Raw genomic sequence first — 21,749 nt, forward strand, 5'->3', positions numbered from 1 at the left:
CACCCACCAAGAGCGATGGACTTGCGCGCCCTCAATGCCTTCAAGCTCGCCAATAGCATCGCTTAGGCGCATCAGGATAAGATCGGTGCCGCGCGAACTATGAATGCGCAAATAATGATCTTCGCTGGAAACGGCGTAGATTTCCGCCCCCCGCAGCGTGATCGGCAGGCGCTCTCGGAAGCGAACCGGGATCGGGGCGTCGTCGGCATTCTGGGGCGAGGGCGCGCCATGGGTTTCGCGTGGAGCCTGATTGGTGAAGGTCAAGATACCTGACATAAAGGCCGAGACCAGCGTCACGGTAGGGAAGAAGAAGGGTAGGTGCGCTAGTTGCATGTGTCCTTGAAACGCGAGCCCGGTAACCGCCCACACGATGACGGTCATAGGAATGGCGACGAACACCGTCACAATCGCCCAACTTAAGAAAGGTGAGCGGGCCCAACGTTCAATCGCGACCAGTTTCCAACTGATCAGCCCACCGATAAAGGCACCCGCCAACATGACCGGCAACCAATAAGCAAAGCGCGCCCAAAGCGGTAGATCTTGGGTTTCAAAAGCACCAGATACCGCCAAGAGGCTACCCAGCGCCACACTGATGATATAGCCGCGCCGGCTTTCTGCACTGACAAACAGGTGCGTCCAACTGGTGTTTGGCGCTTCGTGAATAACAGGGCTTGGTGTTTCGCGCATAAAGCCAGTTTCTCCACGTAATGGCGCGTGCAGGCACCCAAAGCTCCTTCTAACCAAAGCCTGCGTCGCTCGCAAAGAGCTTGTGACACGATTTGGAGTTTAAGCTGATGACAGATATTTCCTCCCCCAAACATACCCAACTCGGGCGTGCCACACCCAGACCGCTTGGGAAATTACTTGCCATAGCCCAGCCCCTGCTGGGGCATGTGTTTGCCATTGGCATTGTGGCCTTCGCCCTTTCATTTTTTGGACCGAACGTTTGGTCGTATATTTTGAGCCAGAATTTTATACCGCATGCGCCAGATTGGCATGTCTTCACAAGACTCCCCTTGGTCACTCTGATTCATGTCGGCGGAGCGACAAATTCTTTGGTTCTGGGTGCCGTCGTCTTGTTCGGACCCAAGGGGACTTTGGGCCATAAGATGCTGGGCCGGGTCTGGGCCGTGACCATGCTGACCACAGCACTCTCCAGCTTTTTCATGAAAAGCTTTGCCCCCATGCTGGGCCAGTTTGGCCCAATCCATATCCTGTCGATTTGGACACTTTATAGCTTGCCGCGCGCCATTTGGTACATCCGCCAAGGCAATGTGGAAGGCCATTTGAAAACGATGCGCGGCCTTTATTTTGGCCTGTGCTTAGCTGGGCTCATGACCTTTATTCCCGGTCGTACTTTCTATGCCCTCATTTTTGGATAGGTTTCGCGATGTGATTGCACATAGCCCGACTGGCCAAATCAATCTTGCCCGATTGTCTGGCCTTTGGCTTTGCAACTTGGCCTCGGCGGTAAATGGGCTTGCGTCCTATCCACGGTCACGACTACGATGATGGCCAGAAAAGAAGGGGCCAAGGATGGGCAGAGTTCGCACGGGGCTTGTTGCAGCTATAGTGGCGGTGTTGCCAACGCTGGCCGGGGCACAAACCCCAATACCGACCCCACCCGCCAAGGCCTTGATTGAAGCGGCACTGAAAGATGATCGTGCCTATGCCATTACCCGTGACTTGACCACCGATGTGGGGCCGCGCCTTGCGGGAACTGAAGCTGAAGCCCGGGCGCGGGCTTGGGCAGTGGCACGCTTGACGAAGGAAGGCTTTACCGATGCGCGGATCGAGACCTTCCCCCTGACCGCGTGGGAGCGTGTGGTTGAAAGCGCAACCATTCTGGGGCCTAATCGCCAACGCCTTGAGGCCCATGCAACCGGTGGCTCTCCCTCAACGCCGCCTGAGGGGTTGGTCGGCGAGGTGGTTCGGTTTGCCGACATGGCCGCTTTACGGGCAGCAGCCCCGGGCTCTTTGGCGGGCAAGATTGCCTTTGTCGATGATGTCATGCCCGTGACCCAAGATGGCAGCGGCTATGGCAAGGCTGTGGTGAAGCGGCGGGAATGTTCTTCGGTGGCGGCTGATTTAGGCGCAATTGGCTGTTTGATCCGCTCAGCTGGAACCTCAGAGCGGGAAGTCCATGTCGGCCAAGGGGCACGCGGGCAGCAAAGCAAATTGCCGGTGTTGATCCTAGCCAATGCTGACGCCAATCAATTGGGTCGCGTGTTGGAAAAAGGGCCGACCCAAGTGCGCATGCTGGTGCAAACCAAGGTTCAACCCGCCGCCCAATCTGGCAATGTGATTGCGGAGATGCGGGGGACGGAACGGCCAGATGAGTATGTGGTACTGGCCTGCCATTTGGATTCTTGGGACCTTGGGACGGGTGCATTGGATGATGCGGTGGGCTGTGGGATGGTAACCGCCGCTGCCAAAATTGTGCGCGAGATCGCAGGCCCGCCCAAGCGCTCCATCCGGATGATTTGGTATGGGGCCGAAGAAGTGGGCTTGATAGGTGCTGCCGCCCATGCGCAAGCCATCAAAGGCAAAGCCGATTCCTATGTCTTTGCCGCTGAATCAGATTCTGGCGATGGGAAAGTTTATCAAGCTGATTTCGGCTTTGGTGCGGGGACGGGGCCTATCAAGGAAGCCATTGCTAAGGCGCTTGCGCCCTTGGGCGTTGCCCGTGGGACAGACAATGCGCGCGGCCAATCAGATATTTCCACCTTGCGGCCCTTGGGCGTGCCGGTGATGGATTTGCAGCAAGATGCCAGCAAATATTTTTCCATCCACCATACGCCAGATGACATTTTGGAAAATATTGACCCCGAATCCGTGCGCCAAAATGTGGCCGTCTATGCTGTGACAGCGTGGTTTGCGGCTTGGACGACACTTGATTTCCGGGCGCAATAGTCATCACCCGCATGGAAGATGATGAGTTTGCCGATCTTGAGGCCTTAGAGGCCCCCGACGTTGCGCCGAGCCTGCAGGAGGTCGTCGTCTCGCCCGAGGCTGCGGGCGAGCGCTTGGATAAATTCTTATCCGAGGCCTTTCCGGCCCTTTCCCGCTCGCGCATCAAGCATTTGATTGAAGCGGCGCGGGTGTATCGCGATGGCGTTAAAGAGATGAATGTCTCGGCCAAGGTGAAGGCCGGCACCCATTATCGCATTGAAGTTCCGCCGCCTGAACCTGCCGAGCCGCAGGCTGAAAACATCCCGCTGTCGATCCTTTATGAGGATGCCCATGTGTTGGTGGTCGATAAGCCTGCAGGCCTGTCGGTTCATCCGGCCCCGGGCAATTGGACGGGGACTTTGGTCAATGCCGTCCTGTGGCATGCGGGCGATAGCCTGAAAGTCGTGGGGGCAACCGGCAGGCCCGGTATCGTTCACCGCCTAGACATGGATACGTCTGGCGTGATGGTCGTGTGCAAAAGTGAGTTTGCTTTGGCCTCGCTGGGGCGGCAATTCCAAGACCGCACCATCTCGCGCCGCTATCGGGCCTTTGGTGTGGGCCAGCCTAAGTCGCCTTGGGGCAAGACCGGGCGGGTGGATGCGCGGCTTGCCCGTGACCCGCGCGACCGTAAGCGCATGGCGGTCGTGGCAGACACAGTTGCTGCCGGGAAAAATGCCGCGACCAATTATGAGATCGTCAAGCGCTTTGGTATCGGCCTGCAAGGCAATCCGGGTGCGGCGGCAACAGAGATGGTGTGTGTGCTCGAGACAGGGCGTACCCATCAAATCCGCGTTCATATGGCCCATATTGGCATGCCTTTGATCGGCGATCAGGTCTATGGCGATACCAAAGCGGCCCGTGCCCTTAATACCGCTTTGCCAGAAGCGGTGCGCTTAAAGCGCCAAGCGCTGCATGCGGAAACCTTGGCCTTTACCCATCCAGCTACCAGCGAGCGGATGAGCTTTCAAAGCGAGTTGCCAGAGGATCTCTTGGCATTGCGCGCTGCCCTATCCGACCTATAGATTTTGCTTTCTAGAAAGGCCCTAACCATGATCTCGCGCCGCACCCTATTAGCTACCGGAACCGCGTCTATGGGCCTTGCGGGTCTGTCGATCCCCGCCCAAGCGCAAGAGGCTTCTGCCCCCTTAAATGCCTTGTTTGAAAGCTATTTTGACCAGACTTTGGTACGCAATCCTGAGCGGGCAACAAGCCTGGGCGATAAGCGTGGGCAGGACCGCTGGAATGATGAGTCTGACGCCTATGCGGCCCAAAACCTCGCCTTGCAGGTCAAAACCAATCAGGAAGTCAAAGCCCTTGCCGCCACCCTCAAGCTCAACCCGACCGATGCTTTAAGTGTGCGCTTGTTTGATAAGCTGACGCAAAATGCACAGGCCAATGCGCCTTACCGGGGCCATGCCTATGTGTTTGATCAGCACAATGGTGCCCAATCTGGCATCCCGACTTTCTTGGCCAATAATCATACGGTCGCTAATTTAGAGGATGCACAGGCCTATATCGCGCGCCTTGAGACCATGCCGGAAAAAGTCGGTGGTCTGTTGGCCCGTTCTGCCGCTTCGGCTGCCAGAGGGATTACCCCACCGCGTCATTTATTTGCCTTGGTGCTGTCCAACTGCACCAATCTCCTTGCGGGGGCACCTTTTACCGAGACAGGCAAGGATTCTGTTTTCTGGAGCGATATCAAAGGCAAGATTGACAAAACCAGCCTCGATGCCGCCACAAAGGAGCGCCTGAAAGCCCAAGCCCGCGCGGCATTGCTAAACAAGGTCAAGCCCGCTTATGAGGCCATCATTGCCGAAATGACCAAGCAGCAGGCGACCGCGCGTACCACCGATGGCGTTTGGGCACTGCCCGATGGGGAGGCCTATTATGCCGAGCGTTTGGCCACCCAAACCACCACCCGCCTGACGGCGAACGAAATCCATCAATTGGGCTTGGAGGCGGTGGCACGCATTCATGGCGAGATGGCTGGGATCATGCGCAAAGTGGGCTTTACCGGCACGCGCGATGCTTTCTTTGACGTTATGGAGACCGATCCGCGCTTCTTTGTGGCCGACACGCCAGAAGGCAAGGCCTCTTATGTCGCCAAAGCCACAGCCATTATCGACACGATGCGCGACCGTTTGCCGACCGCCTTTAATCTGATGCCAAAGGCACCTTTGGAAGTTCGTGCGGTGGAGCCCTTCCGGGAAGCCTCAGCCGGTCTGGCGTTTTATTCGCGGCCCTCAGCCGACGGCAAGCGGCCCGGCTATTATTATGTGAACACGTTCAATGTGAAAGCGATCCCGACCTATCAGATGGAAGCCTTGGCCTATCATGAAGGTCTGCCCGGCCATCATATGCAGATTGCGATTGCGCAAGAATTGCAGGGCTTGCCCCGCTTCCGCAAATTCTCGAGCTTTACCGCTTATTCGGAAGGCTGGGGCCTTTATTCAGAGCGTTTGGGCAAGGATATGGGCTTTTATCAAGACCCTTATTCCGACTTTGGTCGACAAGTTCTCGAACTCCGCCGTGCTATTCGCTTGGTGGTCGATACGGGCCTGCATGCCAAGCGCTGGCCGAAAGAGCAGGCCATTGCCTATATCCTTGCCAATCAGCCAGGCGACCTAGAAAGTGCCACGCGCGACATCAACCGCTATATCGTGATGCCCGGCCAAGCGACGGCCTATATGATTGGCCAGATGGAGATTTTGCGCCTGCGCGCCGACGCCCAGCGCCGCCTCGGCAGCCGCTATGACATCAAGAAATTCCACGACATCGTCTTGGGCAGCGGCTTTGTGCCCTTGGATATCTTGAAGGAATTGGTTGAGGCGTGGGTGTAGGGCTAAAGGCCTCGACTCACCTCACCCCGGGGCGATCATTAGTTCAGGGCGGACGATGGCGTCGAAGTCTTCGCCGCTGATCCCCAGAGCAATGGCTTCCTCGCGCAGGGTGGTGCCGTTCTTGTGCGCGGTCTTGGCGACTTTGGCGGCCAGATCATAGCCGTATTTTTCCTTCAAAGGCGTCACCAGCATCAAGGAATTGGCGAGGCCCTTGGCGATGTTGTCGAGGCGCGGTTCAATCCCCACAACGCAATTATCGGTGAAGCTGACAGCGGCATCGCCCAAAAGCTGGACCGATTGCAGGAAATTATAGGCCATCATCGGGTTAAACACATTGAGCTCGAAATGGCCTTGGCTGCCGGCAAAAGCGATGGCGGCATTATTACCCAGAATATGGGCGCAGACTTGGGTCAGGGCTTCGCACTGGGTCGGGTTGACTTTGCCCGGCATGATGGAGCTGCCGGGTTCATTCTCTGGCAGGGCCAATTCGCCCAAGCCGGCACGCGGGCCAGAGCCTAAGAAGCGGATATCATTGGCGATCTTAAAGCAGCTCATCGCCACGGTCGTGATGGCACCATGGGTGAAGACCATAGCGTCATGGGCGGCCAAAGCCTCAAACTTATTGGGTGCGCTGGTAAAGGGCAGGCCTGTCAGGCCCGCAATCTCTTGTGCCACAGCTTCGGCAAAGCCAACGGGAGAGGCAAGGCCCGTGCCTACGGCGGTGCCGCCTTGGGCCAATTCCATCAAGGCAGGCAGGGTTTGGCGGATGCGCGCAATGCCATTTTCAATCTGCTTGGCATAGCCCGAAAACTCCTGACCCAAGGTGACCGGGGTTGCATCTTGGGTGTGGGTGCGGCCGATCTTGATAATGTCGGCCCACGCTTTGGCCTTGGCATCAAGCGCGGCGTGCAAATGCGTCAAAGCGGGCAAGAGGTGGTGGGTAACTTCAACCGCACAGGCGATGTGCATCGCGGTGGGGAAGGTGTCGTTTGAGCTTTGGCTCATATTCACATGGTCATTGGGGTGGACGGGCTTTTTCGAGCCCATCTCGCCGCCCAGCATCTCAATGGCCCGGTTCGAGATGACTTCATTGGCATTCATATTGGATTGGGTGCCAGAGCCCGTCTGCCAGACCACCAGAGGGAAATGGTCATTCAGCTTGCCATCAATCACCTCTTGGGCTGCCTTAATGATGACTTCGCCCAAGTCCTTATCCATTTTGCCCAGCTTCATATTGGCCAAGGCTGCGGCTTGTTTGACGATGCCGAGCGCTTTGACGATGGACAAGGGTTGCTTTTCCCACCCAATCTTGAAATTGCCCAGCGAGCGTTCTGCCTGCGCACCCCAATAGCGGTCTGATGCGACTTCAATGGGTCCAAACGTATCGGTTTCGGTGCGCGTGCTCATGGGGGCCTCTCCTCAATTCTTTCGCCCGTGCATAAAGCTGTTAGCTATGGCTTTGAAGGGGCTTGTGCTGCGGGCTCTGCAGATTTGGCTTTGGCAGGCTGGGGTGGCACCGCATTCATGTCGATGATGATATTGGGCGGACGCTCGTAAAGCTGGAACCGGACCCTAACCTCACCAATCATCACATCTTTGAAGCGCGGTTCGACCACCCGAATATCACCCGTTTCAAGGCTTTTGGCGATATCCTCACTATTGGCCGCACTTTCGGTGCGCAACACATCCCACGTCTCGTCTTTCTGCTTAAATCCAGTGATGCTTCCAGACGTGCTGAGGATGATGACTTCTGGTTTGGTGTCGGCGTCTAGGTCGAGCAGGGCCGCTTTACAGGTCGGCTCGTCCTTGATTGGTTTGGTCACCAGACAGTCAGGCACAAATGGGGTTGTTTCGCCGTCAAACCGCTGCGCCACAAAACTGGCAGGCAGGCTTGCGCCCTTAGGCATGACCACTTCGAGTGCCGAGAGATCTGGGCGGTTTTTCTCTGCCGTTTCGCTATCTTCCAGAAAGTGACGGCGTTCGCCAAGCAGATTGGCTTTGGCCTTCGCTGCCATTTTAGCAAGTGCCGCATCTGGCGATTGGGTAAGCTGGTCTAGCGCTTTTGTGCCATAAGTCCCCGCATCATAGCGCAGGAACCACCAATCAAACTTTTCAGGCTTTACGAGGCCCGACGTGAGGCGTTTGACCTGATTATCGACGCTTAAACGGGCAGGGGAGGCAAGTGGGGTTAGGATCGCCACGAAGACAACACATTTGAACACGGCCAAGCCGATATTGAGTGGCTTTAGAAGCTCCATCCATGGCCCACGCCAGAAAACGGCGGCGCTATAACCCAAGCCATAGGCCAAAGCGATCACCACCACCATGCCCGCCAAGGTGCGATCAATCGTGAGGCCATATTGGTTGATCCGCAGGCCCAAGCTCCAAGCGGCCAAGATAGCAAAAACCAATAAAAGGAGTGCGGCCAGCCGCACGCACCATTGCAAAACCACCTGGACTTTGCGGTCGGTCTCGCCTTGCTGAAAGGCCGCATTGATCAAGACAACAAAGCCGATGCACGCGCTTAAAAGCGTGGCGGTTGCCGCCTTTGTATCCCACAAGGGCTGTAAGCCGCTAAAGGCGAGACTGACGGCAAAGATCGCCCCAATCAGGGTGATGACGGGCAAAAGCCACGCCAATACGCCCAAGGCAAGGCCACGAACATTGGCCAGAAGCTTGGGCTGGATGTCGCCTAAATGCACCGCGCTTGCGAAGGCAAGGCCTGTGATGGGGAATGCAAAATACTCATTCCTCAATAAGTCTTCGAGCCATTTAAAGCCGATAAAGCCCAAGAGGGCCGCACCCAAAAGCAAAATCCCCCAGAACAACAGCGTAAAACCAATGGCCAGGATCAGTTGAACGCCGCGCTTCCACGCCTCATCGAAATAAAGCTCATAAGGCGCAAAGGGCTTACCGGCTTGATCGGCTGTCGACACCAATTCATTGGCAATGAAGGTAAGCGCCAAGAGGATCAGGATGGAGGGCAATTCGCCCGCGTTGCTCGCGCCCGAATAAATCCGCATATGCCAAAGCATGAAGCAAAGCGCAGCCCCAGCCAGTGCTGCCCAGATGGCAAGACTTACCCGCCGCATCACGGCCGCCCCGGCCCAAAGGATAAAGGCCACCAATGTTAAGGTCTGCGCGATGACTTCCCGCCAAAACTGCTTCAAATAGGTTTCGGCACTGCGGCTCACCTCATCGGCCACAAGGAAGGCTACACATAGCCCGAAGACGAGGCCGACACCAAGGCGCAAGAATAGAGCCGCGCGTTCAGGAAGGGGTTGGCTTTTGGCAATCATCCGTATCACTCCATCAGGCGGGCATGTGGCCTGTCTTGCCACGTTTCCAAATCCAGCGCACCCAATTAAGGTAGCCTCATGAGTGATGACACACCTCTTTGGCAAAGAATGGCCACGGCCGGGGCCATGATGATCCAAGGCACGCCGCAAGCACGTGCTTTGGGCATGCGCGTTGTCTCCATCACCGAAGCCCGCGCTGTCGTTGAAGTGGATTGGCGCGAGGATTTGGTGGGTGACCCAGAGACTGGCGTCATCGCGTCAGGCGTGGTGACGACCCTTTTAGATAATACGTGCGGGGTTGCAGCCTTTGCGGCGCTGAGCGAGCCGATGTCGACGGCCACGCTCGACCTGCGTATCGATTATATGCGGCCTGCCAAGAAGGGCGCGACCATTCGTGCTGAAGCCCATTGCTATCGCATGACCAAGACCGTGGCCTTTGTGCGCGCCTTTGCCTTTGATGGCGCAGATGAAACCGATCCAGTGGCCGCTGCCCAAGCGGCCTTTATGATGGGCACTTCGGGTCGCATGGGAAAGAATCGGAGGCCACCGAAATGAGTGATGCACCCGCCACCCCCACGCGTGTGAATTTAAGCGAACTCAGCGCCATGTTTCAGGCCGTGCCCTATGCCAAATTCTTAGGGGTTCAATTGGAACTCAAAGGCGATGAGCTGACCGCTATTCTGCCCTTCAAGGATGATTTGATCGGCAATCCCATGCTGCCTGCCTTACATGGCGGGGTGGTTGGGGCCTTGATGGAACTAACCGCGGTGGCGCAAATTTTCTTAGCACAAGGTGGTAAGAAAATCCCCAAAGTGATTGACATATCTATTGATTATCTACGCTCTGGAAGGCCGGTGGACACCTATGCCCGCGCCCATGTAACCAAGCTCGGCCGCCGCATTGCCAATGTGCGGGTTGAGGCTTGGCAGTTTGACCGCGCAGACCCGATTGCGGCTTTGCACGGTCATTTCTTGCTCAATAGTGATCAGGGTGAGGGCGAGACTAAAGCCTAGCCAAATACCCGCGCAAAGATCGTGTCGACTTGGGCGAAATGGTGGCTGTCGTCGAACAGGCTCTTGATATGATCGGGCGTCAAGAGGTTTGTGACCTCGCTGTCGGCCAATAGCCGGTCGAGCAAGGCGGTTGCAGGCCGCGGGCTAGGCATCGACCACACGGCCATCGCATTGGCTTGGACCATCTTATAGGAATCCTCGCGGCTCGCCCCGGCTTGGGTCAGCGCCAAAAGCACGCGTTGGGAATTGTGAAGCCCACCCAGCAAATCGAGATTGGCCTTCATCCGCTCTGGATAGATCAGAAGCTTTTCAACCACACCTGCAAGGCGATGTAGCGCAAAGTCCAAGTGGATCGTGGCGTCTGGGCCAATGCCGCGTTCGACACTGGAGTGGGAGATATCGCGCTCATGCCACAGCGCCACATTTTCAAGGGCAGGCACAGCGGCTGAACGGACGAGGCGCGCAAGGCCCGTCAAATTCTCCGTCAAAACGGGGTTACGCTTATGCGGCATCGCCGAAGAGCCCTTTTGCCCGGGCGAGAAGAATTCTTCAGCCTCCAGCACTTCGGTGCGTTGCATATGGCGGATTTCAGTTGCCAAGCGCTCGATGGAGGAGGCGACAACAGCTAGCGCGCAGAAGAAAGCGGCATGGCGGTCGCGCGGGATGACTTGGGTGGAGACGGGCTCAATCGCTAGGCCCATTTGGGCAGCAACATGGGCTTCCACGCGTGGGTCGATTTGGGCAAATGTGCCGACGGCACCTGAGATCGCACAGGTCGCGATTTCAGCCTTGGCCGCAACCAAGCGGGCTTTGGCGCGCTGAAACTCGGCATGGAAGCCAGCCAGCGTGACACCAAATGTAGTGGGCTCTGCATGGATGCCGTGGCTGCGCCCAATGCGCACGCTGTGCTTATGCTCTTTCGCCCGCGTCTCAAGGGCGGCTAATACCCGGTCAACGCCTGCAATCAACAAGTCACTGGCGCGGGCCAGTTGCACCGCAAGGCAGGTGTCGAGCACGTCAGAGCTCGTCATGCCTTGGTGGACGAAGCGGGCGTCAGGGCCCACAATCTCGGCCAAATGGGTCAAGAAAGCGATCACATCATGCTTGGTCTCGGCTTCAATCGCATCAATGCGCGCGACATCAAACACGGCATTGCCGGCCTTATCCCAAATGGTCTTGGCGGCTTCCTTCGGGATCACGCCAAGCTCTGCCAGCGCATCGGCGGCATGGGCTTCAATCTCAAACCAGATTTTGAAACGGGTTTGGGCGTCCCAGATGGCGATCATTTCAGGGCGGGCATAGCGGGGGATCATTGGTAGCAGTCCATCATGCAGGAAAAAGGCCGCCGAGGGTGCTCGGCGGCCCTGTTTCGAGGCTGTTGCCTCTCAGGTCAAGCGGCCTTTGCTTCTGCCGCCGTATCTGCAAGGTCTTTCACAATGGTTTTCCGGCCCATCCAGAAGAAGAAGATGACCAGAACGCCCACAGAGGAGGTTGCCAAAAGCGACCAACGAATGCCTTCGGCTTGGGCTGCCGCGCACATAGCATCGGCTGCTGTTGCCGCCCCCTTCGCGCAGAAGACGGCATAGTCGGCACTTGCCCCCAATGTGGCAAAATGCTGATTGGCAAAAATGTCCGAGAAGAAGCCAATCGCGGTGGGTCCGGCGCCAAGTCCGATCATATTGACGACGAACAGCATGATCGCCACCGCCGTTGCCCGCGTGCGCGGCTGAACGAGGCTTTGAACCGCAGCATAAACGGGCCCGTACCACAGCGAGTTCAGCAAGGTCGGGATTGCTAAGAAGATAATCGCCATCATCGCCGTCTCAGCAAACATCGCCATCCAGAAGAAGGGAATGCCAATAACGAAGGCAATCAGCGGGACCGTCATATAGGCGCGGGTGTCTTTCTTGGCGGCCCGGTCGGCCAACATGCCGCCGATCAAGGTGCCAACAACCCCAGAGACCAAGGTCATAACTGCCATGGCTGCCCCGCGCTCTGCCAGGCCCATTTCATGCACACGGGTCAAGAAGGATGGTAGGAAATACGCGTGGCCATAACCGAGGAAGGAAATCGTGGTCGCGGCAAAGACGGCATACCAATAGGACTTTCTCTTACGCAATTCCTTTAGGGCATCCCCGAAACTGGGCGCGCTGCCCGCTTTCGGCTGGGCAACAAGACCTAAATTGCGCGGCTCTTTCAGCGTAACCCAAGCAATGATACCCAAAACAACGCCGGGCAGGCCCACTGCGAAGAAGGCTGCCCGCCAGCCAAACTGCTGCGCAATCAAGGCCCCAACGATAAAGCCAAGGGCCGATCCGATGGGGACACCCAAAGAATAAAAGGCCAAGGCCGATGCCCGCTTTTCAGGTCCGACATAGTCAGAGATCAAGGAGTGGGCAGGGGGCGTACAGCCTGCTTCCCCGACACCTACACCGATCCGGGCCAGCAATAATTGGGTGAAATTGTGGGCTGCTCCAGAAAGAGCCGTAAAGCCACTCCAGACCACCACAGCGACCGAGATAATCCGGACGCGGTTTCCCCGCTCTGCGTAACGCGCGATTGGTATGCCAAGGAAGGTGTAGAAGAACGCAAAGGCAAGGCCGCCCAAAAGGCCCAATTGACTGTCGGTAAGGCCGAGATCCTTCTTGATCGGCTCTGCCAAAATCGCGACAATCTGGCGGTCGACAAAGTTAAGCGTGTAGATGATTAACAGCATCCACAGGGCATAGCGCACATAACTTGGGCTTAAGGCCGCAGGTGAGCCTGTCGTTCCAGAGCCGATGATCGTGTCTGAAGGTTTGTCCATCCGGTCGTTCCCCTTATAGGCAGGTCTAACGCTTGCCTTTCTTATCGGCCTACCATCGGGCCGACGTGGAAAAAAGCAATGCCATGGCGCGATTTATTTGCATGGTCGAGGGTGGGCTTCATCAAGATGTTGTCACCTTGGCGGGCAACAGGGCCCGTCCGCCAAGCCAGAACAGCACCGCACTCATCAAACCAAGGTGGCAAGCGATGATCAAGCTCCAGCGCAAGCCCTCTTGGCGCGCGACCACACAGGCGGCTTCGCCCGCCGTGGCGGCGGCTTTACCGCAAGCTGTGGCAAAGTCTGCAATGCCCAAGGCGCTGCCATCAAACATCAGATTGCGCAAAGCATCCGACAAAACACCTGCAAATAAAGGCCCGACGCCAAGGCCTACCAAATTGACCACAAACAAAGTGATGGCTACCGCCATCGCCCGCTGGTTTGGCGGCACCACCCTTTGAACCGTCGCAAAAGCAGGCCCGTACCACAGCGAGTTCAAAACACCAGGGATCCAGATCAGCACCAAAGCCGTCTGCCAGGAGGCTGACAAATAGCCCGGCGTGAAGGTCACACTTGCAATCGCCATCCCGATGGCGGGAACATAAAGGAAGGCGGCGGGGTTCTTGGCCCCATATTTGTCAGCGAAATAGCCACCGAGCCAAGTACCGATCAATCCACCCACGCCCGAGGAAATCCCAAGCCAAATGCCCACTTCGCCTGCACTCATGCCATGAATGCGCTGGAAAAAAGCGGGCGTGAAGACGCCTTGGCCATAGCTGACAAAGGCCGCGCTGGCTGAGGCGAGTGTGACAAACACATAGGCACGCGATTTGAGTAGCGCCTTGAGGGTTGACCACACACTGCCTTCCCCTGTTGTCGCATGCGTTGGAAAGCCCAAGGTGCGGCGCGGTTCCTTCAACGTGTACCACGCCACAAAGGCGAGGGCGACGCCGGGCAGGCCAGCGACCAAAAAGGCCGTTCGCCAGCCCCAAATATCGGCAATCACACCGCCGAGGACAGCCCCTAACAAACTGCCAGCGGGTACTCCAAGGCCATAAAAGGCAATGGCGCGGGCGCGCCGGTCAGCCGGCACATAGTCGGAAATCAGGGAATGGGCTGCGGGCGTACACCCTGCTTCACCAATGCCAACGCCAATGCGGCCCAAAAGCATTTGGGTGAAGTTCTGGGCCAAACCGCATAAAGCGGTAAAGCCGCTCCACACCGCTAACGAAATCGAGATGATCTTAACCCGGTCGCTGCGGTCGGCCAAACGGGCGATGGGAATGCCCAAGACCGTATAGAAGAAAGCAAAGGCAAGGCCCGTCATAATGCCGATCTGCCAGTCATCCAGCACCAATTCGCGCCGGATTTCTTCGGCCAGAATGCCAACAATGCTGCGATCGAGAAAATTGAGGATATAGATGATCAACAACATCCACAGGGCATAGCGGATATAGGCTGCACTCAATTGGGGGGGTGCGCCGACGGTCGCCTCGGAATCTGCCTTTGGGCCCCACGCGCCCACGGCTTCGCGTTGATCTGACATCACATCTCCCCGTTTTTCTTTTTGTGCTGGATTGATTCAAGCACTTTGATTTAGGGTTCAGCTTAACCAAACTTGTCCGCTTGCAAACAACTGAAATGGGCAGAACACGGTTTTGTGTGTATTTCTGCTGTATTTGGATTTAAAATCCAATTTTTCGGTAAGCGACGGAATTAAATTCCAAGAAATTTTGCTTGACCAAGGCGTGGCGCATGTTTATGCCTTTCGTAGAAGTTTGAGGAAACTCCATCATGCGCAACGTCGCACTTGTACTCGTTAGAATGCCGCGGCTTGGTGAGGGATAGTCCTCTCACCAAATCGCGGCGTTGCAACACAAGGGGCTCACCAAGCCCCTTTTTTCATGCCCAGAAAACCGCCATAAGCACAAAAACTTGGAAGTCCGCCCCATGTACGACACAGAAATTGAGACCAGCACGATGACAAAGCCTGAACCGATTGAAATGACAGGTGCCGAAATTCTGGTGCGGGCCATGCAAGAGCAGGGCGTGGAGACGATTTTTGGCTATCCCGGCGGGGCGGTCTTGCCGATCTATGATGCGCTGTATCAGCAAGAGCAGATCCACCATGTGCTGGTGCGCCATGAACAAGGGGCAGGCCATGCCGCCGAGGGCTATGCACGCTCAACGGGCAAATGCGGTGTTGTTCTGGTGACCTCCGGCCCCGGGGCCACCAATGCGGTGACGGCTTTGGTTGATGCTTTGATGGATTCCATCCCCTTGGTGTGCATCACCGGCCAAGTACCCTCGCATTTGATCGGTTCTGACGCGTTTCAGGAATGCGATACCACGGGCATCACGCGCTCGGCCACCAAGCACAATTATCTGGTCAAGGACGTCAATGATTTAGAGCGGATCGTGCATGAGGCGTTTCAAGTGGCGACCACGGGCCGTCCGGGCCCTGTTTTGATCGATATTCCAAAGGATGTTCAGTTCAAAAAGACGATTTATCGCGGCAAGCCGAATGATCTCTCGCCCAATTATCGCCCGCCTACGAACCCGGACCTTGTGGCGATTGAAAAGGCGGTAGAGCTGATGGCCTCGGCCAAAAAGCCCATCTTCTATACCGGCGGTGGTGTGATTAATGCGGGGCCAGAAGCCTCTAAACTCTTGCGCCAATTGGCAGCGGCAACGGGCTTCCCGGTCACCTCAACCTTGATGGGCTTGGGCAGCTTCCCAGCCAGCGACCCCCAATGGCTTGGTATGTTGGGCATGCATGGGGCCTATGAGGCCAATATGGCCATGCATGATTGTGATGTCATGATCTGTTTAGGCGCACGCTTTGATGACCGCGTGACCGGGCGTTTGGACGCTTTTTCGCCCAATTCCAAGAAAATCCATGTCGATATTGATCCTTCCAGCATCAATAAAAATGTGCGGGTGGATATTGGCATTGTGGCCGATGCGGGCAAAGCGATTGCCGCCCTTTTGGCGCAATGGCAGGCGCGTGTTGGCAAGCGTGCCGATCTTGCTGCTTGGAACGCCCAGATTGAAACCTGGCGCGCGCGCAAAGGCTTTGCCTATCGCCAAAGCGGTGAGGTGATTAAACCCCAATATGCGGTTGAACGCCTCTATGAACTGACCAAGGATCGCAAGACCTTCATCACCACCGAAGTGGGCCAGCACCAGATGTGGGCCGCCCAATTCTATCGCTTTGAAGAGCCTAACCGCTGGATGACTTCAGGCGGCCTCGGCACCATGGGCTATGGCCTGCCAGCCGCCATTGGCGTGCAAATGGCCCATAGGGACGGCTTGGTGATCGATATTGCGGGCGAAGCCAGTATCCAAATGTGCATGCAAGAAATGAGCTGTGCGGTCCAATATGGCTTGCCCATCAAAATCTTCATCCTGAATAATGAATGGATGGGCATGGTGCGCCAGTGGCAGCAATTGCTGCATGGTGAACGCTATTCGCAAAGCTATTCCCACTCCCTGCCCGATTTTGTGAAGCTCGCCGAAGCCTTTGGGGCCAAGGGGATACGCTGCGAAGATCCTGCCAATCTTGATGCCGCCATCCAAGAAATGATCGACTATGATGGCCCGGTGATCTTTGACTGCCGCGTCACCAAGGACGAAAACTGCTTCCCCATGATCCCATCGGGTGCGGCACATAATGAAATGCTCTTGGGCGACGATGGCCAAGACCTTGGCACCGCCATTGACGAGAAGGGGCGGCAGTTGGTGTAGGGGGAAATCCGCCATCATGCTGCCCGCAAAGCGCTGAACCCGTGTGAGATCGTCTTCTTTCGGTCGGCAAGGTGCGCTTCGCTCTTTGGCCTTGACTGCCAGAAGCAGGCGCGGCGTCTTATGTGACGGTCGCCAGTTCAATCGGGTCAAGGGCAAAAGCGAAGCGTCCCTTGACGCGATTGAAGTGGTAAAAGCCGTTCCCAGACAAATCCCTGCAGCCGAAGCTACCGCCCCATAATCTCATTGCGCGCCGCTTGGGCCAAAAATGCGCTGCGGGTAAGTTTGCGGGCAGACGCAGCGGTGTTGATCGCCGCAAGGATGGTGGAGTCCAGCCCGAGTTTGGTAGATACGAATCCACTTGCAGAGTTGGGAATAAAAATGCCAGCATGCTCTGTTCGAGACAAAAAGCTTCTGCAGGCACAGCCAATTAGAACCCAAGGAGCCGCCATTGATCCTGACGAAATTCTCGTATTTGGTAGCGGTACCCGTTTCCACTTGGATGATTTTGATTGTGTGGATGGGCGCTCTTTTTCCCGTTCCACGCACCCCGGTTCCCATCCATGGTTCTGGACGAGAGAGCTGGTATCCCGATGACGACGAACTAGACGGGGAGGGGACATAGGTCGTCAAAGCCAAGCGACCGTTCATAAAGGCCATGACAATTGATCAGTTTTACTTTAGTATTACCCGGCAAAATGAAGGAAACGGCGCATGAGCGATGGTTTGGTCTCTACCAAGGGCCAAGTGGTGATACCCAAAGCCTTACGGGACATGTTTGGGATCAAGCCAGGGTCAAGAATCCGGTTTGCCAATGAAAATGGCCAATTGGTGGGCCATGTTGTGCCGGAGGAAGCCATTCCGTCATTGGACGTTCTGATTGCGCAAGCGCGCAACTATGCGGCACCCGAATTGGCAGGTTTTGGTGAGGCGCAGGGCACAGAAACCATTGACGATGGCTGGGTGGCCCCCGCAAATGTGCTGGAGATGGATCTGGACGATCTGGCTGCAGCTTGGAACAACCACGTGCAAAGCGCAAAGCATGCTTGAACGCGGCGACATCGTTATGGTCGACCTCAAAGGCAGCCAAGGGCGAGAACAAGCGGGCTTTCGCCCAGCCCTCGTGCTGACGCCCCAGGCCTATCATGAGGTTAGCTCGACCGCGATTGTGGTGCCAATTACCTCAAACCCTAGCCTGTGGCCTTTCAAATTGGCGTTGCCAGCTGGCGGACGGATTGCAGGTTATTTGCTGGTCGATCAAGTTAAATCTCTCGACCGCGCTACGCGCGGGTTTCGGGTGCTGGACCGCGTGTCCGCGTCGACCCTACGCGACGTGGGACTTTTGCTGGATCGCCTCCTTAACGAGCCAGTTTCGCTGGGCAAAGGACGCGGATGACCGATCCCGCCCTGTTTGCGGCCACTTGGATCGCCGATTGGAATGCGCACGACTTGGAGAAAATCCTCTCCCATTATGCGGAGGATGTGGTGTTTCATTCGCCCAAAGTTGCGATCCGCACCAAAGGCGAAAAGACGCATTTTACCCGTCGGGAAGAATTGCGCCCCTATTTCAGTTTTGCGTTTCAAATCCGGCCGCACTTGCACTTTAGCCTACTCACTATCTGCCAAGATCGGCAAGGCTTGGCCTTGATCTATCAAGATGAAACCGGGGCGACGGCAACCGAACTGATGGAATTGAACGAACAAGGGCAAGTGGCGTTTGCACGCGTCCTCTATGACCGCTAAAGCAATCAGAACACAGCCAGTCGAGACCTATCCATGACCCAACCCGGTTCCGCTTATTTCATTCCAGAAGGCGAAAGCCCGATCATTCGCACGACATTGGCCGTAATCGTCACCAACGAGCCGGGGGTCCTTGCCCGCGTCGTCGGCCTGTTTTCGGCGCGCGGCTATAATATCGAAAGCTTGACGGTGGCCGAGACCGATCATGAGGCCCATACTTCGCGCATTACGATCGTCACTTCAGGAACGCCTAGCGTCTTGACCCAGATCCGCGCCCAACTTGGCCGATTGGTCCCGGTTAAGCGCGTGATTGACTTTTATGGCGATAGCGACGCAGTCTCGCGCGAACTCGCTTTGATCAAAGTAGCTGGCACGGGCGATGTGCGGGTGGAAGCCATGCGCTTGGCCGACGCCTTTAAGTGCCGGATCATGGATGCAGGTTTGAACTATTTTACTTTTGAATTGACTGGCTCCTCAAAAAAGCTGGATGATTTCATCGATTTGATGCGCCCACTTGGCCTTGTTGAAGTCTCGCGCACTGGCGTTGCCACCATACGCCGGGGTCGGGATGTGATTTAAGGCCCGGCATCAAAGCGCTTTGGTTCGGGAATCGGCCATGTTTTGGCCCAAAGTTCACGTTTGGATGGATAGATGAAAAGCTCTCTGAGATATCTCATCATGCTGGCGATTGCTGCGGCTTTGGGGCTAACCATTTTTCTGGTGGGCCAGCGAGAGCCTGAACAAAAGGCCCTATTTTTGGGTGTTGATGGCGACCCACGCATGCGCTTGTGCGACAGCCCTGTAAATGGCGAATTGGCTGATCCGGCCATTCTGAAAGCCATGGGGATCGACACGCCCTTTACCAAGGCGGCCAATGATAAGGCGGCTTATCGGATTTCGGTTTTGCGGCCTGCTAGCGCAGAAAGCATTTCCATTACCTTTCGCACGCCAGAAGATGTGCCCGGGCGCTATGAGATGGTGCGTTGGGATGGCAAGGCCATCAGTCGCGCCAGTGGAACTTTGGATGTGACTGATGCGGCAAGCCTCGTTTATGCGTTTGAGGACGCTAAGATTTGGGGCGAGTTGAAGCGCACCATCGAGACCTTGGCCCGCGCAGGCCAAGCAACGGCAGTGATCGAGGTGCGCGCGCCTAAGCGGGAACGCTGTGTCTCAACCCGCTATGACGATGAACGGGTGCAGCCTCTCTTGGCCGCTTTCGCCAAAAGATTTGCCTTCCTGCCCGGCGCTTTGCCCGTTGAAGGCTTGATCGCGCCGCAAGCAGGCTTTGCGCCCAAGCCTGCGAACAAACCAAACTAGGGGAGGGGCATATGAGACGCATGGCTGGTGCCATAATCGGGTCCCTCATCCTTGCTTGCACCTTCGGGCTGCCTGCCGCACAGGCGCAGACAAGCAAAAAGGCCACAAATCAGACCAAAGCGCCGGCAAAGCCAAAGCCAGCGCCAAAGGCTGAATGGCGCGCGCCCCCTCTGGCCGCACCTGCTGCTGCCGCTGCCTCTCCAAGCACTGAAACCACCGCCCCCCTCTCGCCAGAGGAAGAAGCTCAGAACTTGGCAGCGGCTAAGGCGACAGCAGATGCAGCCCTTGCCTCGCCCGAAGGCTTGCGGGCCGTCCAGGCTTTGCCAACTGAAGCAGCTGAAACGGCAAAGCCCGTCGATGAAAGCGAAGAATTGCTGACGATTGATCGCGCCTTTGCAGCCAATCTCGTCGCGAATGGGCCACTTAAAGCCTATGAAGCCATGATGTCGGCTGAGGGCGTGTTGCATGATGCGTCCGGCTCGTCTCCAGCGGGGGCTGCGGGCGCGCAAGCTCGCTTTGGGACATTCCCCGCCGATGTGACCCTCGAACGCAGCCCAGAGAGTGCGATGGCCGCCGGTGGCTCTGGTTCATCTTGGGGGCGCTATGTGATCCGGCGCGGGGATAATCAGCTCAGCCTTGGGCGTTATGTTACCGTTTGGCGGCGCGAAGCGGGGGGGTGGTTGATTGTCACCGAGCTGGCCGCTGGTCGCGCTGGCCCACAAGCGGCTGCTGCACCGGGGCCTCTACCGCGCAAGCCACCCAGTGTGGCACCCCGCCCACCGGCATCAACGCCACGGAACTGAGGACTTAGCTGAGATCGAACGCGCATATGCTGATGGCTTCGATTGACCTCGACGCAAAAAAACGCTCTTAACCCGGGGCAAATTCAACTTGGCCTGCACTATTGTGCCGCTACAATTTCAATCTGGAGAGAAAAAATGCGCGTGTTCTATGACGCTGACTGTGACCTTGGCCTGATCAAGGACAAGATTGTCGCGGTGGTTGGCTATGGCAGCCAAGGCCACGCCCATGCGTTGAACATGAAGGATTCCGGCGTGAAGAACGTCTGGGTTGCTTTGAAGGCAGGTTCTGCCTCCGCAGCCAAGGCCGAAGCGGCAGGCCTGAAAGTCGTCACCGTCGCAGAAGCCGCCCAAAAGGCAGATGCTTTGATGATCGTGACGCCCGACGAGATCCAGCCAGAACTTTATGCAACTGAAATCGCGCCCTATATCAAGCCAGGTCAAACCCTGATGTTTGCGCACGGCTTTTCGGTTCACTTCGGCCTGATCCAGCCGCCGAAGGGTGTTGATGTGGTGATGGTTGCGCCAAAGGGCCCGGGCCACACGGTGCGCAGCGAATATCAAAAGGGCGGCGGCGTGCCTTGCCTTGTGGCGGTACAGCATAATGAAAGCGGCAAGGCCCTTGATTTCGCTTTGGCCTATGCCTCGGCCGTCGGCGGTGGTCGTTCGGGCATTATCGAAACCAATTTCCGCGAAGAATGCGAGACCGATTTGTTCGGCGAGCAGGCTGTTTTGTGCGGTGGCTTGGTGGAATTGATCCGCGCGGGCTTCGAAACCTTGGTGGAAGCAGGCTATGCGCCTGAAATGGCGTATTTTGAGTGCTTGCACGAAGTGAAGCTGATCGTGGACCTGATCTATGAAGGCGGCATCGCTAACATGAATTACTCCATCTCCAACACCGCCGAATATGGCGAATATGTCACCGGTCCGCGCATCATCACGCCAGAAACCAAGGCTGAAATGAAGCGCGTGCTCGAGCATATCCAGAATGGTGGCTTTGCCCGTGACTGGATGCTGGAAAACAAAGCCGGCGCACCTTTCTTCAAAGCTACCCGCCGCTTGGGCGATGAGCATCAAATCGAAGCCGTCGGTGCCCGCCTGCGCGCCATGATGCCCTGGATCGGCAAAAACAAAATGGTCGATAAGGCGAAAAACTAACCGATTTGCCGATCCAAAACTATTGAAAACACGCCGGTCGCGAATGCGACCGGTGGGATCGGCAAAAACAAAATGGTCGATAA

General features: G+C 56.6%; 20 protein-coding genes. 14 read left to right on the forward strand and 6 right to left on the reverse strand.

From position 1 onward, the window contains the following. Positions 1 to 687: LytTR family transcriptional regulator DNA-binding domain-containing protein (locus IOB61_RS13220; protein WP_290817545.1), on the reverse strand; the 687-nt coding region annotated here is incomplete at its 3' end. A gap of 329 nt (positions 688 to 1,016) precedes the next feature. On the opposite strand from IOB61_RS13220, the gene IOB61_RS13225 reads away from it, so the two are divergent. From IOB61_RS13225 to IOB61_RS13240, 4 genes are all read left to right on the forward strand, one after another. Beyond that, positions 1,017 to 1,382, forward strand: coding sequence for a DUF2306 domain-containing protein (locus IOB61_RS13225; RefSeq protein WP_290817548.1), 366 nt, complete (start codon positions 1,017 to 1,019; stop codon positions 1,380 to 1,382). A 154-nt stretch (positions 1,383 to 1,536) separates the two neighbouring features. Next, the gene (locus tag IOB61_RS13230; protein ID WP_290817551.1) at positions 1,537 to 2,913 is read left to right on the forward strand and encodes a M28 family peptidase; all 1,377 of its coding nucleotides are present in this window, start codon (positions 1,537 to 1,539) and stop codon (positions 2,911 to 2,913) included. Positions 2,914 to 2,924: 11 nt separating this feature from the next. Then, the gene (locus tag IOB61_RS13235; protein WP_290817554.1) at positions 2,925 to 3,974 is read left to right on the forward strand and encodes an RluA family pseudouridine synthase; all 1,050 of its coding nucleotides are present in this window, start codon (positions 2,925 to 2,927) and stop codon (positions 3,972 to 3,974) included. A gap of 27 nt (positions 3,975 to 4,001) precedes the next feature. After that, positions 4,002 to 5,792, forward strand: coding sequence for a DUF885 family protein (locus IOB61_RS13240; protein WP_290817558.1), 1,791 nt, complete (start codon positions 4,002 to 4,004; stop codon positions 5,790 to 5,792). Positions 5,793 to 5,813: 21 nt separating this feature from the next. Here the strand turns inward: IOB61_RS13240 and fumC are convergent, their stop codons facing one another. Further along, the gene (gene fumC, locus IOB61_RS13245) at positions 5,814 to 7,199 is read right to left on the reverse strand and encodes a class II fumarate hydratase (protein ID WP_290817560.1); all 1,386 of its coding nucleotides are present in this window, start codon (positions 7,197 to 7,199) and stop codon (positions 5,814 to 5,816) included. 44 nt (positions 7,200 to 7,243) lie between these two features. Next, entirely contained in the window at positions 7,244 to 9,091 is a 1,848-nt protein-coding gene (locus IOB61_RS13250) for a DUF4153 domain-containing protein (protein ID WP_290817563.1), read from the reverse strand. A 78-nt stretch (positions 9,092 to 9,169) separates the two neighbouring features. Here IOB61_RS13250 and IOB61_RS13255 point away from each other — a divergent pair, with 78 nt between their 5' ends. Together IOB61_RS13255 and IOB61_RS13260 are read left to right on the forward strand one after the other, a co-directional pair. Next, positions 9,170 to 9,646 (forward strand): PaaI family thioesterase, encoded by a 477-nt coding sequence (locus IOB61_RS13255; RefSeq protein ID WP_290817566.1) that lies wholly within the window; start codon positions 9,170 to 9,172, stop codon positions 9,644 to 9,646. Next, positions 9,643 to 10,104, forward strand: a complete 462-nt coding sequence (locus tag IOB61_RS13260; protein ID WP_290817569.1) for a PaaI family thioesterase — start codon at positions 9,643 to 9,645, stop codon at positions 10,102 to 10,104. The genes IOB61_RS13255 and IOB61_RS13260 overlap by 4 nt, the downstream gene beginning before the upstream one ends. Here the strand turns inward: IOB61_RS13260 and purB are convergent. From purB to IOB61_RS13275, 3 genes are all read right to left on the reverse strand, one after another. Next, the gene (gene purB, locus IOB61_RS13265) at positions 10,101 to 11,417 is read right to left on the reverse strand and encodes an adenylosuccinate lyase (RefSeq protein WP_290817572.1); all 1,317 of its coding nucleotides are present in this window, start codon (positions 11,415 to 11,417) and stop codon (positions 10,101 to 10,103) included. The genes IOB61_RS13260 and purB overlap by 4 nt on opposite strands. Positions 11,418 to 11,494: 77 nt before the next feature. Continuing rightward, a complete protein-coding gene (locus tag IOB61_RS13270) occupies positions 11,495 to 12,910 on the reverse strand; it encodes an MFS transporter (RefSeq protein ID WP_290817575.1) in 1,416 nt (471 codons plus the stop codon). 121 nt (positions 12,911 to 13,031) lie between these two features. Next, complete coding sequence (locus IOB61_RS13275) at positions 13,032 to 14,453, reverse strand: MFS transporter (RefSeq protein WP_290817578.1); 1,422 nt, start codon at positions 14,451 to 14,453, stop codon at positions 13,032 to 13,034. A 404-nt stretch (positions 14,454 to 14,857) separates the two neighbouring features. Between IOB61_RS13275 and IOB61_RS13280 the strand changes: the two genes are divergently transcribed. The 8 genes from IOB61_RS13280 to ilvC all read left to right on the forward strand — a co-directional run bounded on the left by IOB61_RS13280 (position 14,858) and on the right by ilvC (position 21,666). Beyond that, positions 14,858 to 16,654 (forward strand): acetolactate synthase 3 large subunit, encoded by a 1,797-nt coding sequence (locus IOB61_RS13280; RefSeq protein WP_290817581.1) that lies wholly within the window; start codon positions 14,858 to 14,860, stop codon positions 16,652 to 16,654. Positions 16,655 to 17,365: 711 nt separating this feature from the next. Continuing rightward, positions 17,366 to 17,701, forward strand: a complete 336-nt coding sequence (locus IOB61_RS13285; protein WP_290817584.1) for an AbrB/MazE/SpoVT family DNA-binding domain-containing protein — start codon at positions 17,366 to 17,368, stop codon at positions 17,699 to 17,701. Continuing rightward, the gene (locus IOB61_RS13290) at positions 17,694 to 18,047 is read left to right on the forward strand and encodes a type II toxin-antitoxin system PemK/MazF family toxin (RefSeq protein ID WP_290817587.1); all 354 of its coding nucleotides are present in this window, start codon (positions 17,694 to 17,696) and stop codon (positions 18,045 to 18,047) included. The genes IOB61_RS13285 and IOB61_RS13290 overlap by 8 nt, the downstream gene beginning before the upstream one ends. Continuing rightward, complete coding sequence (locus IOB61_RS13295; protein ID WP_290817592.1) at positions 18,044 to 18,394, forward strand: nuclear transport factor 2 family protein; 351 nt, start codon at positions 18,044 to 18,046, stop codon at positions 18,392 to 18,394. The genes IOB61_RS13290 and IOB61_RS13295 overlap by 4 nt, the downstream gene beginning before the upstream one ends. 33 nt (positions 18,395 to 18,427) lie before the next feature. Continuing rightward, a complete protein-coding gene (ilvN, locus tag IOB61_RS13300) occupies positions 18,428 to 18,970 on the forward strand; it encodes an acetolactate synthase small subunit (RefSeq protein WP_290817595.1) in 543 nt (180 codons plus the stop codon). A gap of 72 nt (positions 18,971 to 19,042) precedes the next feature. Further along, entirely contained in the window at positions 19,043 to 19,708 is a 666-nt protein-coding gene (locus IOB61_RS13305) for a hypothetical protein (protein ID WP_290817598.1), read from the forward strand. A gap of 11 nt (positions 19,709 to 19,719) precedes the next feature. Further along, the gene (locus tag IOB61_RS13310; RefSeq protein WP_290817601.1) at positions 19,720 to 20,511 is read left to right on the forward strand and encodes a nuclear transport factor 2 family protein; all 792 of its coding nucleotides are present in this window, start codon (positions 19,720 to 19,722) and stop codon (positions 20,509 to 20,511) included. Between the two features lie 135 nt (positions 20,512 to 20,646). Then, positions 20,647 to 21,666, forward strand: a complete 1,020-nt coding sequence (gene ilvC, locus IOB61_RS13315; protein ID WP_290817603.1) for a ketol-acid reductoisomerase — start codon at positions 20,647 to 20,649, stop codon at positions 21,664 to 21,666. Positions 21,667 to 21,749: the final 83 nt, after the last annotated feature.

Origin of the sequence: Aquidulcibacter sp. (genome assembly GCF_020253525.1) — a bacterium.
Classification (GTDB): domain Bacteria; phylum Pseudomonadota; class Alphaproteobacteria; order Caulobacterales; family Aquidulcibacteraceae; genus Aquidulcibacter.

Excerpts from the sequence above, each read along its gene's own strand:
- IOB61_RS13295 (WP_290817592.1), top strand. The coding sequence starts at position 18,044 with ATGACCGATCCCGCCCTGTTTGCGGCCACTTGGATCGCCGATTGGAAT.
- IOB61_RS13280 (WP_290817581.1), top strand. The coding sequence starts at position 14,858 with ATGTACGACACAGAAATTGAGACCAGCACGATGACAAAGCCTGAACCG.
- IOB61_RS13260 (WP_290817569.1), top strand. The coding sequence starts at position 9,643 with ATGAGTGATGCACCCGCCACCCCCACGCGTGTGAATTTAAGCGAACTC.
- ilvC (WP_290817603.1), top strand. The coding sequence starts at position 20,647 with ATGCGCGTGTTCTATGACGCTGACTGTGACCTTGGCCTGATCAAGGAC.
- IOB61_RS13285 (WP_290817584.1), top strand. The coding sequence starts at position 17,366 with ATGAGCGATGGTTTGGTCTCTACCAAGGGCCAAGTGGTGATACCCAAA.
- IOB61_RS13270 (WP_290817575.1), bottom strand. The coding sequence starts at position 12,910 with ATGGACAAACCTTCAGACACGATCATCGGCTCTGGAACGACAGGCTCA.
- IOB61_RS13235 (WP_290817554.1), top strand. The coding sequence starts at position 2,925 with ATGGAAGATGATGAGTTTGCCGATCTTGAGGCCTTAGAGGCCCCCGAC.
- IOB61_RS13230 (WP_290817551.1), top strand. The coding sequence starts at position 1,537 with ATGGGCAGAGTTCGCACGGGGCTTGTTGCAGCTATAGTGGCGGTGTTG.
- ilvN (WP_290817595.1), top strand. The coding sequence starts at position 18,428 with ATGACCCAACCCGGTTCCGCTTATTTCATTCCAGAAGGCGAAAGCCCG.
- IOB61_RS13305 (WP_290817598.1), top strand. The coding sequence starts at position 19,043 with ATGAAAAGCTCTCTGAGATATCTCATCATGCTGGCGATTGCTGCGGCT.
- IOB61_RS13310 (WP_290817601.1), top strand. The coding sequence starts at position 19,720 with ATGAGACGCATGGCTGGTGCCATAATCGGGTCCCTCATCCTTGCTTGC.
- IOB61_RS13250 (WP_290817563.1), bottom strand. The coding sequence starts at position 9,091 with ATGATTGCCAAAAGCCAACCCCTTCCTGAACGCGCGGCTCTATTCTTG.
- purB (WP_290817572.1), bottom strand. The coding sequence starts at position 11,417 with ATGATCCCCCGCTATGCCCGCCCTGAAATGATCGCCATCTGGGACGCC.
- IOB61_RS13240 (WP_290817558.1), top strand. The coding sequence starts at position 4,002 with ATGATCTCGCGCCGCACCCTATTAGCTACCGGAACCGCGTCTATGGGC.
- fumC (WP_290817560.1), bottom strand. The coding sequence starts at position 7,199 with ATGAGCACGCGCACCGAAACCGATACGTTTGGACCCATTGAAGTCGCA.
- IOB61_RS13275 (WP_290817578.1), bottom strand. The coding sequence starts at position 14,453 with ATGTCAGATCAACGCGAAGCCGTGGGCGCGTGGGGCCCAAAGGCAGAT.
- IOB61_RS13290 (WP_290817587.1), top strand. The coding sequence starts at position 17,694 with ATGCTTGAACGCGGCGACATCGTTATGGTCGACCTCAAAGGCAGCCAA.
- IOB61_RS13255 (WP_290817566.1), top strand. The coding sequence starts at position 9,170 with ATGAGTGATGACACACCTCTTTGGCAAAGAATGGCCACGGCCGGGGCC.